At 69.8% G+C, this 16,595-nt stretch carries 14 protein-coding genes; 4 read left to right on the forward strand and 10 right to left on the reverse strand.

Translation table 11 applies throughout. The features are described 5' to 3' along the window. Nucleotides 1–242 precede the first annotated feature (242 nt). Nucleotides 243–2,285 (forward strand): M4 family metallopeptidase, encoded by a 2,043-nt coding sequence (locus VGB75_19395; GenBank protein HEY0169215.1) that lies wholly within the window; start codon nucleotides 243–245, stop codon nucleotides 2,283–2,285. Between the two features lie 209 nt (nucleotides 2,286–2,494). Here the strand turns inward: VGB75_19395 and VGB75_19400 are convergent, their stop codons facing one another. Next, nucleotides 2,495–4,804 carry a bifunctional (p)ppGpp synthetase/guanosine-3',5'-bis(diphosphate) 3'-pyrophosphohydrolase gene (locus VGB75_19400; GenBank protein ID HEY0169216.1) on the reverse strand — a complete coding sequence of 770 codons (2,310 nt, stop codon included), beginning with the start codon at nucleotides 4,802–4,804 and terminating at the stop codon, nucleotides 2,495–2,497. Here VGB75_19400 and VGB75_19405 point away from each other — a divergent pair. Continuing rightward, complete coding sequence (locus VGB75_19405) at nucleotides 4,803–5,216, forward strand: hypothetical protein (protein HEY0169217.1); 414 nt, start codon at nucleotides 4,803–4,805, stop codon at nucleotides 5,214–5,216. The genes VGB75_19400 and VGB75_19405 overlap by 2 nt on opposite strands. Nucleotides 5,217–5,410: 194 nt before the next feature. Here VGB75_19405 and VGB75_19410 read toward each other — a convergent pair whose 3' ends face one another. The 7 genes from VGB75_19410 to ruvC all read right to left on the reverse strand — a co-directional run bounded on the left by VGB75_19410 (nucleotide 5,411) and on the right by ruvC (nucleotide 12,119). Continuing rightward, entirely contained in the window at nucleotides 5,411–5,956 is a 546-nt protein-coding gene (locus tag VGB75_19410) for an adenine phosphoribosyltransferase (protein HEY0169218.1), read from the reverse strand. Next, the gene (secF, locus tag VGB75_19415) at nucleotides 5,953–7,053 is read right to left on the reverse strand and encodes a protein translocase subunit SecF (GenBank protein HEY0169219.1); all 1,101 of its coding nucleotides are present in this window, start codon (nucleotides 7,051–7,053) and stop codon (nucleotides 5,953–5,955) included. The genes VGB75_19410 and secF overlap by 4 nt, the downstream gene beginning before the upstream one ends. Then, a complete protein-coding gene (gene secD / locus VGB75_19420) occupies nucleotides 7,053–9,194 on the reverse strand; it encodes a protein translocase subunit SecD (protein HEY0169220.1) in 2,142 nt (713 codons plus the stop codon). The genes secF and secD overlap by 1 nt, the downstream gene beginning before the upstream one ends. Nucleotides 9,195–9,349: 155 nt before the next feature. After that, nucleotides 9,350–9,748 (reverse strand): preprotein translocase subunit YajC, encoded by a 399-nt coding sequence (locus VGB75_19425; GenBank protein HEY0169221.1) that lies wholly within the window; start codon nucleotides 9,746–9,748, stop codon nucleotides 9,350–9,352. Between the two features lie 112 nt (nucleotides 9,749–9,860). Continuing rightward, nucleotides 9,861–10,895 (reverse strand): Holliday junction branch migration DNA helicase RuvB, encoded by a 1,035-nt coding sequence (ruvB, locus tag VGB75_19430; protein HEY0169222.1) that lies wholly within the window; start codon nucleotides 10,893–10,895, stop codon nucleotides 9,861–9,863. A 28-nt stretch (nucleotides 10,896–10,923) separates the two neighbouring features. Then, complete coding sequence (gene ruvA, locus VGB75_19435; GenBank protein HEY0169223.1) at nucleotides 10,924–11,532, reverse strand: Holliday junction branch migration protein RuvA; 609 nt, start codon at nucleotides 11,530–11,532, stop codon at nucleotides 10,924–10,926. After that, on the reverse strand, nucleotides 11,529–12,119 hold the full coding sequence (gene ruvC, locus VGB75_19440; GenBank protein HEY0169224.1) for a crossover junction endodeoxyribonuclease RuvC: 591 nt from the start codon (nucleotides 12,117–12,119) through the stop codon (nucleotides 11,529–11,531). Before ruvC ends, ruvA begins: the two co-directional genes overlap by 4 nt. Nucleotides 12,120–12,275: 156 nt before the next feature. Between ruvC and VGB75_19445 the strand changes: the two genes are divergently transcribed. Together VGB75_19445 and VGB75_19450 are read left to right on the forward strand one after the other, a co-directional pair. Then, nucleotides 12,276–13,073 carry a site-2 protease family protein gene (locus tag VGB75_19445; GenBank protein HEY0169225.1) on the forward strand — a complete coding sequence of 266 codons (798 nt, stop codon included), beginning with the start codon at nucleotides 12,276–12,278 and terminating at the stop codon, nucleotides 13,071–13,073. A 180-nt stretch (nucleotides 13,074–13,253) separates the two neighbouring features. Next, the gene (locus VGB75_19450; protein HEY0169226.1) at nucleotides 13,254–15,500 is read left to right on the forward strand and encodes an MMPL family transporter; all 2,247 of its coding nucleotides are present in this window, start codon (nucleotides 13,254–13,256) and stop codon (nucleotides 15,498–15,500) included. Nucleotides 15,501–15,592: 92 nt separating this feature from the next. Here VGB75_19450 and VGB75_19455 read toward each other — a convergent pair whose 3' ends face one another. Continuing rightward, the gene (locus VGB75_19455) at nucleotides 15,593–16,342 is read right to left on the reverse strand and encodes a YebC/PmpR family DNA-binding transcriptional regulator (protein HEY0169227.1); all 750 of its coding nucleotides are present in this window, start codon (nucleotides 16,340–16,342) and stop codon (nucleotides 15,593–15,595) included. 18 nt (nucleotides 16,343–16,360) lie between these two features. Further along, nucleotides 16,361–16,595 (reverse strand): pyridoxal 5'-phosphate synthase glutaminase subunit PdxT (locus VGB75_19460; GenBank protein ID HEY0169228.1); only part of this gene is annotated, 235 nt, incomplete at its 5' end.

Raw genomic sequence — 16,595 nt, forward strand, 5'->3', positions numbered from 1 at the left:
GGCGACCAGCTTCTGCACGATCGACTGTCATGAGTGGCCTCATGTGGTGCTGGATGCGGGTGTCCGGTTCCCAACACCTGTGAGGCACGAAAGCGCCGAGGCCAACGCCTGCCCGAGGCTCCTGGGGCAAACCGTCTCATCCCTGAACCGGTGCCAGGACGAAACGGACATATTTCTAGTATTCGGGCGAAATTTATCTTATGGTGCAGCGACTCTTCCCATAAATGTAAATGGAGGCTTACATGCTGAGTCCCGCTTTTGCTCGTCGTCGCACCGCGACCTTGGCCGCTGCGCTCGGTATGGCGGCGTCGGCCGTCACCGGAATCGCGCTCACCACTGGTCCGGCTACTGCGGCGCCGAGTCCCAAGGCGTCACCGAGCGTGCTGGCCGCGCAATCGGCGGCCAGCCTGGTCGCCTCGCGGGCGGCCGCCCTGCACGCCAGCAGCAACGACGCTTTCATCCAGCATTCGGTGATCTCTACCCGCGAGGGCTTGCAGTACGTGCCCTATGACCGCACCTATAAGGGGCTGCCGGTAGTCGGCGGCGACTTCGTGGTGGTCACCGACGCCACCGGTCAGGTGCTGTCGACGTCGGTGGCCCAGGCCAAGGTCATCAACGTAAGCACCGTCACCACCCACACCGCCGCCCAGGCCGCGGCCGCCGCCCGGGCTCACGCCAAGTACAAGAACCTCGATAAGGTCGCCGGCACCCGCAAGGTGGTCTTTGCCCTGGGAACGCCGCGGCTGGCCTATGAGACCGTGGTCTCCAGCCACTCGGGCAACACGGCCAGCAAGCTGCATGCGTTCACCGATGCCCACACCGGCGCGCTGGTGCACTCCTATGACGAGGTGCATGAGGGAACCGGCACCGGCAAGTGGAACGGCCCGAGCCCGCTGACGATCGACACCAGCCACCCGACCAGTACCACCTGGACGATGACCGACCCGATCCGCTCGGGCATCTCTTGCCGCAACTTTTCCGGCGGAGCGGTGCTCTCGGGCAGCGATGACGTGTGGGGCAACGGCGTCGGCACCCGCATCGAGACCGGTTGCGTGGACGCCTTGTACAGCGTGCAAAAACAGTGGAGCATGCTGTCGTCCTGGCTTGGCCGTAACGGCATCGACGGCTCCGGCGCCGGCCTGCCGATCTACGTGGGCCTCAACGAGAACAACGCCTACTACTACCACGGCACCAGGGTTGAGATAGGCCGCAACCCCTCCGGCGAATGGGTGTCCTCACTCGACATAGTCGGCCATGAGTTCGGCCACGCCCTCGACGACTTCACCCCCGGCGGCATGGGCTCCAGTCAGGTCAAGGAGTTCACCGGTGACGTCCTCGGCACGATGACCGAGTTCTACGCCAACCAGTCCGCCGCCTACGACCCGCCGGACTACACCATCGGCGAAGAGGTCAACCTGGTCGGCAACGGCCCGATCCGCAACATGTACAACCCGTCACTGGCCGGCCACCCGAACTGCTACTCCAGCTCCATCCCCACCACCGCGACCCACGCCGCCGCCGGCCCGGGCAACCACTGGTTCTACCTGCTCGCCGAAGGCACCAACCCCGCCAACGGCCAGCCGACCAGCACCACCTGCAACGGCTCCACCGGCTTGGTCGGCATCGGCATCCAGACCGCCGGCAAGATCTTCTACCACGCCATGCTGGCTAAGACCACCAACATGACCTACCTCCAGTACCGCACCGCCACCCTCAACGCCGCCATGAACCTCTCCCCCGGCAGCTGCGCCAACTTCAACAAGGTCAAGGCGGCCTGGGACGCCGTCAGCGTCCCAGCCCAAACCGCAGACCCCACCTGCAGCGCCAACGTGGCGGTCAATGGCGGGTTCGAGGATGGTCCGAGTCCGTGGACGATGATGCCGGGCACGGGCACCAACTATCTCGCTTACCAATCCGGTCAGGTCTGGGGCGAGTCGGCCCGCAGCGGGCAGTACTATGCCGCGACCAACGCCGCCCAGGACGGCGGCGGCATCTATCAGGACCTGCCGGTGTCGACGGTGGCCGGCGATGTGTACTGCGGCTCGGCCTGGGTGCGCACCCAATACCCCGAGACCGGGGCGAGCGGAACGTTCGTGCTCTGGTTGCTAGGTGGCGATTCCACCGAGAACGGCAACGTCAAATTCAACAGCCTGGGTAACGGCGCCGACTGGCGGCAGGTGCAAACCTGCGTGACGGCCACCACCAGCCACCACCTGTTGCGCATCCAGTTCTACCCGGACCCCTACAACCCCACCCTCGAAATCGACGACGTCGACGTGCGCTGACTTTCTCTTGGACCAGTCACGCTGGCCCAGCGGTCTTGACCACGTGCGTCCAAGACCGCTGGGCCACCAGGTTGTCCGGCCGCAGCGTCGGCCCGCTTGACCGAGATACCGCACTTTCCTCGGTCAGCCGACCGATGTGTCCCGGCACATGCCGGCCACGCTGCTGAGACATTCAGCCCCCGCGAGGACTCATCCTCGCCGTCGCGTTCTCAGTTGGCCGCGTGCACCCGGTAGACGTCGTAGACGCCCTCGACGCCGCGCACCGTGCGCAGCAGGTTGTCCAGGTGCTTGGCCTCGGCCAGCTCGAAGGTGAACCGGCACACCGCCACCCGGTCCCGGTTGGTGGTCACCGAGGCGGACAGGATGTTCACCCGCTCGTCGGACAGCACCCGGGAGACGTCGGAGAGCAACCGGTGCCGGTCCAGGGCCTCGATCTGGATCGAGACGACGAAGACCGAGTCCGCCGAGGGCGCCCACTCGACCTCGACCAGCCGGTCCCGCTGCTCCTCCAGTGACCCGGCGTTGGTGCAGCTGCGCCGGTGCACCGACACGCCGCCGCCACGGGTGATGAATCCGAGGATCTCATCGCCGGGCACCGGGGTGCAGCAGCGGGCCAGCTTCACCCAGACGTCGGTCATCCCCGACACCATCACACCGGCGTCACCGCCGGAGCGCCGCGGCGTGGTCGTCTTGGTGGCGGTCTGCATCGGGATGGCGGTCTCGGCCAGGTCCTCAGTGGCGCCTTCGACCCCGCCGAGCGAGGCGACCAGCTTCTGCACGATCGACTGGGCCGAGACATGGCCCTCGCCGATCGTCACGTAGAGCGCGGTCACGTCGGCCAGGTGCATGTCGCGGGCGATGGTGACCAACTGGTCACCGCCGAGCAAGCGCTGCATCGGCAACGAGGACTTGCGCATCGCGCGGGTCAGCGCGGTCTTGCCGGCCTCCACCGCGTCCTCGCGGCGCTCCTTGGCAAACCACTGCCGGATCTTGGTCTTGGCCCGGGGCGAGGCGACGAAGGCCAGCCAGTCACGCGAGGGCCCCGCGGTCTCGGACTTGGAGGTGAAGATCTCGACGGTCTCGCCGTGGTCGAGCTTGGTCTCCAGCGCCACCAGCTTGCCGTTCACCCGGGCGCCGATGCAACGGTGCCCGACGTCGGTGTGCACCGCGTAGGCGAAGTCGACCGGCGTGGAGCCGGCCGGCAGGCCGAACACGTCACCCTTGGGCGTGAAGACGTAGACCTCGCCGGTGCCGAGGTCAAAGCGCAGGGTGTCCAGGAACTCGCCGGGCTCCTGGGCCTCACGCTGCCAGTCCAGCAGTTGACGCAGCCAGACCATCTCATCGCTCACGGAGGCCGGAGTGGCGGTGGCGACGCCGACCTCCTTGTACTTCCAGTGCGCCGCGATCCCGAACTCGGCCGTCCGGTGCATGGCGTGGGTGCGGATCTGCAGCTCGACCGGCTTGCCGCCGGGGCCGATCACGGTGGTGTGCAGCGACTGGTACATGTTGAACTTCGGCATCGCGATGAAGTCCTTGAACCGGCCCGGCACCGGCTGCCAGTTGGCGTGGATCACCCCGAGGGCGCCGTAGCAGTCGCGTTCGGACTCCACCAGGACCCGGATGCCGACCAGGTCGTATATGTCGGTGAACTCCCGGCCACGCACGATCATCTTCTGATAGATCGAGTAGTAGTGCTTGGGACGGCCGTAGACGGTGGCCTTGATGCCGCCTGCTTTGAGGTCGCGGTTGACCCGCTCGATGACGTCGTTGAGGTAGACGTCGCGCTGCGGCGCCCGGTCGGCGACCAGCCGGACGATCTCGTCGTAGCGCTTGGGGTAGAGGGTGGCGAACGCCAGGTCTTCCAGTTCCCACTTGACGGTGTTCATGCCGAGGCGGTGCGCCAGCGGAGCGAGCACTTCCAGCGTCTCGCGGGCCTTGCGCTCCTGCTTGGCCGGCGGCAGGAACCGCAGCGTGCGCATGTTGTGCAACCGGTCGGCCAGCTTGATCACCAGCACCCGGGGATCGCGGGCCATCGCCACGATCATCTTGCGGATCGTCTCGGCCTCGGCCGCATCGCCGTACTTGACCTTGTCGAGCTTGGTGACGCCCTCGACCAGGTGCGCGATCTCGGCGCCGAACTCGACGGTCAGCGCCGGGATCGTCATCCCGGTGTCCTCGACGGTGTCGTGCAGCAAAGCCGCCACCAAGGTGGTGGTGTCCATGCCCAGCTCGGCCAGGATGGTGGCCACCGCTAGCGGATGGGTGATGTAGGCGTCGCCGGACTTGCGCAGCTGGCCGCGGTGGCATTCCTCGGCCAGGTCGTAACCACGCTGCAGCAGCCGGGCGTCGACCTTGGGGTGCGCGGCCCGGTGCACCGCCAGCAACGGCTCCAGCACCGGCTTGACCGCGCTCTGGCGGGGGGTGGTGACCAGCCGGCGCGCGATCCGGTCCCGCACCCGGCGGCGGTGGGCGCCGTTGGCCACCTCGGTCGGCGACGCGGCGACGGGTTCGGTGACCATGGGATGCGCTGCCCACCCGGTGGCCGCCGGGGCGCCGGAAGGGGGTGCGGCCGGCGTGGGCGCGGCCGGGTGCGCCGGGGCGCCGGCGCCCGGTGGGCCGGCATGTCGAGGCGAGCCCACCACCGGTGCGGCGGCTCGCGCAGTGGCCGGCGCCGCTGACGGCGCTGCGGACTGCGCCGGCGTCGACTGCGCGGGCGTCGACTGTCCGGCCGCCGGCGGTGCTGGCGTCGACTGCGCGGGCGTCGACTGTCCGGCCGCCGGCGGTGCTGTCCTGCCTGCGCCGTCCCTGCTGATGACCGCTGCGCCGGCCCGGTGGGTGGCGCGCGTCCTCACCGCGCCGGACGCCGTGGCGGGCGGCTGCGCCGGCGGATTCGCCGCGCTCGGGCTCGCGCTTGGCGCGATCGGGCGCTGAGCGAGCCCGCTGCCGGAGAGTGGGGTGCCGGCGGCCGATGGGTTCGAGGGCGCGATGGCAGCCGCCGCCGAGTCACCGGTGGCCCCTGGGTCTGCCTCGGTGGTCAGGGAAACCTCCATGGCTGAGCCGAAATCGTTACCGGGTCCAGTCTAGGCCCGACCGGCGCCGATTGCCGATCCGGTCCGGTGGGTTCATCAGAGCCGCAGCAGGGCGGTCAGCTCGTGCCCGGCGAGCCTGGCCCGGCCGGCCAGGAACTCCAACTCGATGAGCACCCCGATGCCGGTCACGGTCGCGCCGGCCCGGGACAGCAGCTCCAAGGAAGCCGCCAGGGTGCCGCCGGTGGCCAGCACGTCGTCCACCACGTACACCCGCTTGCCCTCCAGCAGCCCCACCGGCACCTCGATCTCGGCGCTGCCGTACTCAAGCTCATAGCGGGCGCTGACCGTCGGCGGCGGCAGCTTGCCTGCCTTGCGGATCGGGACCACGCCGGCGTCCACCGCGCGAGCCAGCGCGGCCGCCACCACGAAGCCCCGGGCCTCGACACCGGCGATCAGGTCGGACTCGTAGGCCGCGGGCAGCTCGGCGAACTCGTCTATGCACGCGCCGAACGCGGCCGCGTCGGCCAGTAACGGCATGATGTCCTTGAACAGCACGCCTGGTTGGGGAAAGTCCTGCACGTCCCTCAACCGACTGGCGATGATCTCGCTGATCGCCGGTCGGGCGCCGGCCGGTGAGGTCACGGACGCTTGCGAGCGGGCCGGGTCGCCGGGCGGGCGCCGGGTCGGGGGGCCGGCGCGGGGGCGCCCCGCCGAATCGCCGGAGCGGCGGCGCCGACCACAGCCGGCTCCTCAGCAGCCACCCGGGCCGAAGCCCGCTTGGCCTGGACCCGCTTGGCCAGGGCCCGGTGCTGCGGGTCCCGCTCCACGAGGTCGACCACCACCGGCGTGGCCAGGAACAGCGAGGAGTACATCCCGACCGTCAGCCCGATGAACAGGATCAGCGCGAGGTCCTTGATGGTGCCGACCCCGAGCATGCCGGCGCCGACGAACAGCAGCCCGCCCACCGGCAGCAGTGAGATCACCGAGGTGTTGACCGAGCGCATCAAGGTCTGGTTCACCGCGCGGTTGGCGGCCGTGGCGTAGGTCTCGCGCCCGGTCGACAGCAGGTCCCGGGTGTTCTCGGCGACCTTGTCGAACACGACCACGGTGTCATACAGCGAGAATCCGAGGATGGTCAGCAGACCGACGATGGTGGACGGGGTCAGCTCGAAGCCGACGAGGGAGTAGATGCCCGCTGCCACCACCAGGTCGTGCAACAGGGCGACCATCGCCCCCATCGCCATCCTCACCTCAAAGCGCAACGCTATGTAGGCGAACACCACCACCAGGAAGACCAGCAGCCCCTGGATGGCCTTCTTGGTGATCTCGCTTCCCCAGCTGGAGGACACCGAGTCCACCGAGATCCCGTTCTTCGGGTCGACTCCGAGCGTCCTGGCCAGCTCCCGCTGGGTCTCTGACTGCTCGGCCAGGCTCAGCTCGGCGGTCTTGATCACGATCTGCCGGGTCGCGCCGGAGCCCACTTCCTGGGCCGCGCTCTCGGACGGGTGGCCGGTCTCCTCAAGCGCGCGCTCGACCTGCTGGGTCGTGAGCGAGGTGTTGGAGGCCTTGATCTGGAACTGCGTGCCGCCCTTGAAGTCGATCCCGACGTTGAAGCCGCGGACGGCCATGCTCAGCACGCAGATGATCAGCAACACCAGCGAGGCGAAGTACCAGCGCTTGCGGGTGCCGATGAAGTTGAAGTTGGTCTCGCCCCGGTAAAGCCGAGTGAGGATGCTCATCAGCTGTCGTCCCGCCCACTCTGGTTGTCGGCTTGTCGTTGCAGGCCTCGTCGAGCCGCGGCGCGCTCGGCCGCGGTGGCGCCGGTGGCCGTGGTGGCGCCGGTGGCGCCGGTGGCCGGCTTGACGCCTCCGGCCGGCGCCTGGGACCGGCTCGGCCCGGCTTGGGTGGCGGGCACGGCCGGCGGTCGGTCCTCGGTCTCCATCGCGGTGGCGGTGCGCGCCGGCTCGGCCGCGCGACGACCGCCGCCCTTGGTCAGGGTCACCGGAGCGGCGCCCGCTCCGGCCATGGCCAGCTGCGGCTCGGGAAGGTTGCGGGTCGCGATGCCGCCGGAGCGCGCCTGGTCCAGGCCGGTGAACTTGGCCGAGCCGAACGCCGAGCTACGGGAGAACAGCGACACCAGCGGATGGGTGAAGAGGAACACCACGATCAAGTCGATCACCGTGGACAGGCCGAGGGTGAACGCGAAGCCCTTCACCTCACCGGCCGCGAAGTAGTAGAGCGTCGCGGCGGCCAGGAAGGAGACCGTGTCGGCCGACAGGATGGTGCGCCGGGATCGGTCCCACGCCCGCGGAATCGCGGTCCGGGCGGTCCTGCCTTCGTGCACCTCGTCCTTTATTCGTTCGAAGAAGACCACGAACGAGTCGGCGGTGATGCCGACCGCCACGATGAAGCCGGCGATGCCGGCCAGGGTGAGCGTGAACCCGATCTGCTCGCCCAGGATCACCAGCATCGCGTAGGTCAGGCCGCCCGAGACCGCCAGCGAGACGATCGTGACCAGTCCCAGCGCCCGGTAGTAGAGCAGCGAGTAGATCACCACCAGGAACAGCCCGATCCCGCCCGCGAGCAGGCCGGCCTTCATCTGGTCGGTGCCCAGCGTCGGCGAGATCGAGGTGGCGGACTGCTGGACGAAGTTCAGCGGCAGCGCGCCGTACTTCAGCGAGTTGGCCAGGTTGGTCGCCGAGGTCTCATCGAAGTTGCCGCTGATCTCGGTGGTGCCGGCGATGGTGCTCTGGATGGTGGAGGCGACGATCACCTTGGTGTCGAGGGTGTCGGCGACCTGGTTGCCGATGTCGTTGGGGCTGACCGTCACGTTGTGCTTGGCGGTGTAGGCAGCCCAGGCCGCCTGGCCCTTGGGCTTGAGGTCCAGGCTGACCGTCCAGCTCAGCTGGCCCTGGGTGGTGCCCGGGGCCTGGGCGGCCGCGGTCTTGACCTCGGTGCCGGCCACGATCACCGGGCCGAGCAGGTACTTGGTCTGGTTGGCCTCGTCGCAGGTGATCACCGGCTTGGCCGGCACGTCCAACGGCTTGGTGGTGTCGTTGCAGGGCCAAGCGTCGATGGCGGCCCTGAGCTTGGCCTGCTTGTCGGCAGGCAGCGCGGCGAGGGCCTGCGGGGTGACCGGCGGGGTGAAGCCGAGCTGCTTCCACTGGTCGACCGGCGCGGTCGGGTCTGCCGGGGCGGCGCCGGACCCGGACGGCGACGGCGCGGCCGATCCGCTCGGCGACGCCTGGGAGGACGGGGTGGCCGAGGGCGCCGACGCGGTGGCCGAGGGCGCCGGTGAGGTGGTGGCGGCGGCGCGCGGCACGATCCGGCCGCGCGGCGAGGGCGAGGTGGAGGCCGAGCCTGATCCGGCCGGCTTGGCGGTGGTGCTGGGCTTGGCGGTGGTGCTGGGCTTGGCGCTGCCGCTCGGGGCGGCGCTGCCGGAGGCCGACGCCGACGGGGTGGCCGAGCCGGAGCCCGACGGCGGGGTCGCGGGGGCGGCCGGAACCGGCTCCATCAACAGCGGGCGCATCTGCAGCAAGGCGGTGCCGCCGACGTCTTTGATGTCATTGGCGCCGGCGCCGGGCACCGAGACCACGATGCGGTCGCTGCCCTGGGTGACCACCTCGGCTGACGAGACGCCCAACCCGTTGACGCGGTTGGAGATGATCTGGCGCGCCTGGTCCATCGACGCCTTGGTCGGGGGTTTGCCGTTGGTGGTCTGCGCCTTCAGGATGACCTGCGCGCCGCCCTCCAGGTCGAGCCCCAGCTTGGGCGTGCGGGGCTGGTTGGGCAGGAAGACGACGCCGTAAAGGACGACGAACAAACCCAGGAGCACTGCGAAATAACGCCCGACGCGCAGCGTTCCGGCCGATGGTGCCACGGAAATTGATCTCCTCATTCGTAACCACACGCCTGCCGAGCCCCCTCACGGGTGCAGGCGCCTCAGCCGATCACCGGTATTCTCCCCGGTTCCGGACTCGGCCGATAGTATGACCGATCGTCTTGCCGATTGCTCACCGCGACCGGCATATCGGACTAACTCGGGCTTGCGCCGTCTGCGCCGGGCGTGCGCCGCGGCTCCTTCTTCAACGACGGCCGCGCCGTGGCGCTGGCGTCTGAGGACCCGCGCTGCTGCTCCTCGGCCCCGACGATCGGCTCGCGGTACTGCTCGGGAAGCTCGCTGACCTCGCGCAGCGCCGCGATCTGCCAGCGCACCTCGACCCCGGGCGCGACGGACAGCAGCACGGTGCCGTCGGGGTTGACTGAGACAACCGTCCCGTACAGGCCGGAGGTGGTCATCACGTCGGTCCCGGCGGTGATCCGTTCCCGGCGGAGGTTGTCCGCCGCCGCGAGCCGCCGCTTGTTGCGGCGGGAGAACATCATCATCGCCAGGAACAGAAGAACCAGCAGGAGCAGGGGAAAGATCTCGGTCACTGTGCGAAATCCCAACTAGGTGGAGCCGGCCAGCAGGCGGTCTTGACTGCCTGGACGGCGGACTGAACGGTGAACTCGGACAGCATTCGGACAGGGTCTGCCCACTCCAACGTCACAGGTCGTCGAAAAGTGTCGCAGAGGCAGCGGTCGGTGGCCGCAGGCCGAGGTGGCGCCAGGCTTGCGCCGTGGCGACCCGGCCCCGGGGCGTGCGGGCCAGCAGCCCGGCTCGCACCAGAAACGGCTCGGCGACCTCCTGGACCGTCTCGATCTCCTCACCGACCGCGACCGCCAGGGTGCTCACGCCGACCGGGCCCCCACCGAAGCGGCGGACCAGCGCGTTCAGCACAGCCTTGTCCAGCCGGTCCAGGCCCATCTCGTCGACGTCGTAGACCCTCAGCGCCGCGTGGGCCACCTCGGCGGTGATCAGCCCGTCGGCGCGCACCTCGGCGAAGTCGCGCACCCGGCGCAGGAGCCGGTTGGCGATCCGGGGGGTGCCCCGGGACCGGCTGGCGATCTCGGCCCCGCCCTCTGGTGTGAGCCGGACGTCGAGCAGCCGGGCGGACCTGCTCAGCACCTGCTCCAACTCCAACGCCTCGTAGAAGTCCATGTGACCGGTGAAGCCGAACCGGTCCCGCAGCGGGCCGGTCAGCAGGCCGGCGCGGGTGGTGGCGCCGACCAGGGTGAAGGGCGCCAGCTCCAGCGGAATGGCGGTCGCGCCGGGGCCCTTGCCGACCATCACGTCGACCCGGAAGTCCTCCATCGCCATGTAGAGCAGTTCTTCGGCCGGGCGCGCGATCCGGTGGATCTCGTCAATGAACAGCACCTCGCCCTCGCCCAGGCTGGTCAGCAGCGCGGCCAGGTCACCGGCTCGCTCGATCGCCGGGCCGGAGGTCAGCCGGAACGGCGCGCCCAGCTCAGCGGCGATGATCATGGCCAGGCTGGTCTTGCCCAGGCCGGGCGGGCCGGACAGCAGCACGTGATCGGGCGGGCGGTTGCGGCGCAGCGCGCTCTCCAGCACCACCTGCAGCTGCTCGCGGACCTTCGGCTGGCCGACGAACTCGGTCAGCTGCCTGGGCCGCAGGCTGGCCTCGACCTCGGTCTCGTCGACGTCGGGAAACGGTGAGACGACGTCGCGGTCCTCGGTCATCGGCCGGCACCGCTCGTGGCGCGAGCGCTCATCGGGTCCGGCCCAGCAGCTGGATGGCACGGCGCAGGATGACCGCCACCTCGGGGTTGTCAGCGGACTCGGCGGCCACCTCCTCGATCGCTTCGGCGGCCTCCTTGCCGGTGAAGCCCAGGCCGGCCAGGGCATGCAGCACCTGGTCCTTCCACGGCGCGATCGCGGTGACGCCGGCCAGCTCGGCGCCGCCGTCCGAGCCGTTGATCGAGCCGATCCGGTCCCGCAGCTCGATGACGATCTTCTCCGCGCCCTTGCGCCCGATGCCGGGGACCTTGACCAGCGTGGCGAAGTCGCTGGTGGCGATCGCCCGGCGGACCTCGCGCGGCGGGTGGACCCCGAGGATCGTCTGGGCGAGCTTGGGACCGACCCCGTTGGCCGTCTGCAACAGCTCGAACAGGCCGCGCTCGTCGTCGTCGGCGAAGCCGTACAGGGTCAGCGAGTCCTCACGCACCACCAGGCTGGTCGCGAGCCTGGCGGTCTCGCCCACTCGCAACCTGGCCAGCGTGCCCGGCGAGCACGAGACGGCCAGGCCGACGCCGCCCACCTCGACGACGGCCCCGTCCGGCCCCAGGGCGGCCACCCGGCCGTGCACGCTGGCGATCATCGGCGCACTCCTATCGGCGGCGTCCCCACCGCTGGCTGACCCACTGCTGTCTGGCCGGCCCGCCTGACGCGGGCCGGTCCCCGAGCGCCTGCCCTGGCCTGCGCCAGCGCGTCATCCAGGCGGGCCTGGGCGGCGCCGCGCCAGATGTGGCAGATCGCCAGCGCCAGGGCGTCGGCGGCGTCGGCCGGCGTGGGCGCGACATCCAGCTTGAGGATCCGGGTGACCATCGCGGTGACCTGGGCCTTGTCCGCGACGCCCGAGCCGGTGATCGCGGCCTTCACCTCGGACGGGGTGTGCAGGTGCACGGCGATGCCGTGCCGGGCCGCGGCCACCATCGCCAGACCGGCCGCCTGCGCGGTGCCGGTCACCGTCCGGACGTTCTGTTGGGCGAACACTCGCTCCACCACCACCACATCGGGACGGTATGCGGCCACCGCGGCGGCCAGCGCGTCGGCCAGGCTCAGCAACCGCAGCGCCAACGGGTCCTCGGCCGGGGTCCGGTGGACCTCGACGTGCACCAGGCTCAGCGTCCGGCCGGCGCTGCCCTGCACCACCCCGATGCCACACCTGGTAAGGCCAGGGTCCACGCCCAGCACCCGCATGAGAAGGCCCCACCCCAGAATCGTCTCGTTCCACCACTCAATCGAACGGGCGTTCGACACCTTACCGGCGGGGCGGGGGCAGCCGCCTCAGACACGCGGCAGGGGCGCTGCGCCCAGGTGAGCTGCCTAGACTCCCCCAGCATGACCCTGCCGTTTCGCCGAACGCCCCGAGCCGGCATCCGGCCCAGCCCGATCTTTCTCGCGGTGCTGGCGCTGGCCGCGGCCGGGGGCTACCTGGCGTGGCAGGCCACCGATCCCGCCGGCCCCACCCGGACCGAACGCCTCGGGATCTTCGTGTTCGTCGTGGCCGGCTGGGTGGTCACCGTCTGCCTGCACGAGTTCGCGCACGCCTACCTGGCCTGGCGCTTCGGCGACCACGAGGTCCAGGAGCGCGGGTACCTGACCCTGAATCCCTTGAAGTACAGCCACCCGGTGCTGTCGATCCTGCTGCCGGTGGTGTTCATCGCCCTCGGTGGCATCGGCCTGCCCGGCGGCGCGGTCTACCTGCACCCGCACCGGTTCCGCAGCAGGGCCCAGCGGGCGCTGGTGTCGCTGTCCGGCCCGGCGATCAACGTGGCCTTCGCGGTCGGCCTGCTGGTGTTGCTGCAGCAGGGGGACCTGTTCCACGGGCACGGCGTCTTCTGGTTCGCGGTGGCCGCGCTGGCGCTGCTGCAGGTGATGGCCTCGGTGCTGAACCTGCTGCCGATTCCGGGACTGGACGGCTACGCCGCGATCGAGCCCTACCTGGACCCGAAGTTCCAGCACGCCGCCGAGCAGTTCAAGCCGTTCGGCATGCTGGCGCTGTTCGCGCTGATCATGATCCCGTCGATGAACCGGGTCTTCTTCGATGCCATCTACTGGCTGTTCGAGCTCTCGGGAATGCCCAGCTGGGGGGCCCAGTTCGGCATGCGATTGCTGAGGTTCTGGGAGAGCGCCTGAGCCAGGCCGGCGGGGGCCGTGATCGGGATAGCGTGATCGGGATAGGTAGTGTGGCCGGCGCGGGGCGAATCCTGGCAGCGACTGCGGAGCGTGGAACGCGGCGTGCTGAGGGTCGACACGTCATCGTCACATCCGCCGGCAAGCTGTCGCCGGACACGGTGTGAGCACGTCGGGGGGCACATGATGCAAGCACTCGCCCGGTTCGCCGTACGCCGGCGCTGGTTCGTGGTGGCGGGATGGATCCTGTTCATCGTCGCGACCCAGGCCCTGCTGGCCGGTCTCGGCGGCTCGGACTACCGCGACGACTTCAAGCTTCCCGGCACCGAGACCCAGACGGTCTCGCGACTGCTGTCCGAGGCCGGCCTGGACAGCCAGAACGGCGCCACCGGCGTCATGGTGCTGCACGCCCGGTCCGGCGCCGTCGCCGACTACGCCGAGCGGGTGCGGCCGGCGTTGCGCGAATTGTGCGACGGCGGCTTCGGCATAGCGTCAGCGGTCTCGCCCTACGGAATCGTCTCCTGCGGCCCGTCGGCCAGCCCGGGCGCGACCGACTCGGCCGTCGCGGCAGCCCAGCTCAGCAAGGACCGCAGCATCGGGCTGGTGGACCTGAACTGGGCCGAGCAGCAGCCCACGGTCGCTCAGATCAGCGGCGTGCGCGAGGCCCTGGAGCCGCTGGGCTCGGCCGACCTGCAGGTCGAGTTCACCGGCAACGCCTTTCAGGCGCTGGCGGCCGAGACCAGCGGCGTCCCGCCCGAGGTGATCGGCTTAGTGGCCGCCCTGATGATCCTGCTGCTGGTCTTTCGCACCATCGGAGCCACCCTGCTGCCGCTGGTCAGCGCGATCGCCGCGATGGGCAGCGGGCTGGCTCTGATCGGGCTGCTCTCGCATGTGATGTCGGTGGCGAGTTTCGCCAATCAGTTGGCCCTGCTGATGATCCTCGGCGTCGGCGTCGACTACGCGCTGTTCATCGTCACCCGGCACCGGCGCAACCTGATGCGTGGCATGAGCGTCGAGGACTCGATCGTGGTCGCGCTCAACACCTCGGGACGGGCGGTGCTGTTCGCCGGGACGACGGTGTGCATAGCCCTGATGGGCTTGTGGGCACTGGGCGTCAGCTTCCTGTACGGGGTGTCACTGGGCACCGCGATCGGCGTCGCGTTGACGATGGTCGCCTCGCTGACCCTGCTGCCCGCGCTGCTCAGCTTCCTCGGGCTCAAGGTGCTGCCTCGCGGCCAGCGCAGGGACGTCCGGGCCGGCGACTTCGACCTGAGCGAGCACCGGGACTTCTGGTACCGCTGGTCGCACCTGGTCGAGCGCCGCAAGCTGGGGCTGGGCGCGGTGGCCGTGGTGCTGCTGGCCATCCTGGCCATTCCGTTCTTCTCGATCCGGTTGGGCTCCTCAGACCAGGGAAACGACCCGAAGGGGTCGACCACCCGCGCCGGCTACGACCTGATCGCTCAGGGCTTCGGCCCCGGTTACAACTCCGGGCTGCAACTGGTGATCAGCGGCCCGCAGGCCGCCGACGCGGCCTTCCTGGGCAGGGTCAGCCAGACCCTGGCCGGCGTCGCCGACGTCGCGCCCGAGAGCGTGCGCGCCCTGCCGGTCGGCCGTGAGATCGCCCTGGTCACCTTCAAGTCCACCACCTCGCCGCAGGACGCCCGGACCACCGACCTGGTGAAGAAGCTGCGCGCCAGCGTGCTTCCGCCGCTGTACGCCGGCACCGACAACCGCGTCTACGTCTACGGGGTCACCGCGATCTTCGTCGACTTCGCCAAGGTGCTGTCGGCCAAGATGCCGATCTTCTTCCTCGCGGTGATCGGGCTGTCGTTCCTGTTGCTGATGGTCGCCTTCCGCAGCCTGGTGATCCCGATGACCGCCGCGGTGATGAACCTGCTGGCCGCCGCGGCGTCCTTCGGCGTCATCGTGGCGATCTTCCAGTGGGGCTGGCTGTCCGAAGCCCTCGGCATCGGCGGCGGCGGGCCGATCGAGGCCTTCGTCCCGGTGATGTTCTTCGCGATCCTGTTCGGGCTGTCGATGGACTACCAGGTGTTCCTGGTCAGCCGGATGCACGAGGAGTGGCTGCACACCCGCGACAACCGGCGCTCGATCACGGTCGGGCAGGGCGAGACCGGCGGCATCATCACCGCGGCGGCCATCATCATGATCGCCGTGTTCGGCGGGTTCGTCCTCGGCGACGCCCGGGTGATCAAGCTGTTCGGCATCGGCCTGGCCTCGGCGGTGTTCCTGGACGCCTTCGTGGTCCGGACCGTCCTGGTGCCCTCGCTGATGCACCTGCTCGGCGACTCCAACTGGCATTACCCGAAGTGGCTGGACCGGATCACGCCGCAGGTCTCGATCGAGGCCGCCGACGTCGCTGAGCAGAACCCGGCCGACCCGGACGGCAACCGGGAGTTGGCCGGCGTCTAGAGCCGGGCTGCCCGCCCGGCCGCGGCAAGCCCGAGACCCAGCCCGATCAGAGACCCAGCCCGATCAGGCTGGTCGGCTACCGCGAGCCGTTCCTAGCCCACCGCCGCCAGCACGTCGTCGGAGACGTCGAAATTGGCGTAGACGTTCTGCACGTCGTCGGAGTCCTCAAGAGCGTCGATCAGCTTGAACACCTTGCGGGCGCCGTCCTCGTCCAGCGGCACCTGGACGCTGGGCAGGAAGGAGGAGTCGGCCGAGTCGTAGTCGATGCCGGCGTCCTGCAGCGCGGTCCGCACCGCCACCAGGTCCGTCGCCTCGCTGATCACCTCGAACTCGTCGCCGAGGTCGTTGACCTCTTCGGCGCCGGCTTCGAGCACGGCGGCGAGCACGTCGTCCTCGGTGACGCCCTTCTTCGGCACGATCACCACGCCCTTGCGGCTGAACAGGTAGGCCACCGAGCCGGGGTCGGCCATGTTGCCGCCGTTGCGGGTCATCGCGATCCGCACCTCGCCGGCGGCGCGGTTGCGGTTGTCGGTCAGGCACTCGATGAGCACCGCCACGCCGGAGGGCCCGTACCCCTCGTACATGATGGTCTGCCAATCGGCGCCGCCGGCTTCTGCGCCGGAGCCACGCTTGACCGCCCGCTCGATGTTGTCCAGGGGCACCGAGGTCTTGCGCGCCTTCTGGATGGCGTCGTAGAGCGTGGGGTTGCCGTTCGGGTCACCGCCGCCGGTTCTGGCGGCGACCTCGATGTTCTTGATCAGCTTGGCGAACATCTTGCCGCGGCGGGCGTCGACGACGGCCTTCTTGTGCTTCGTGGTCGCCCACTTGGAGTGGCCCGACATGGCGCTCCTCTTCAGGTCCTAAACGTGTGAGTGCTGGGCGACCAGGTCGACGAACAACCGGTGGATCCGGGAGCCGCCGCCCATCTCGGGGTGGAACGACGTCGCCATCAGCGGGCCCTGACGGACCGCGACGATCCTACCCGCGGCCGGCCCGGCCTCGACCTCGGCGAGCACCTCGACCTCCTCGCCCACCGCCTCCACCCAGGGCGCCCGGATGAACACGGCGTGCACCGGCTCGTCGAGACCGGTGAGG

The sequence above is a fragment of the Jatrophihabitans sp. genome (genome assembly GCA_036399055.1).
In the GTDB taxonomy this organism is placed as follows: Bacteria; Actinomycetota; Actinomycetes; order Mycobacteriales; family Jatrophihabitantaceae; genus Jatrophihabitans_A.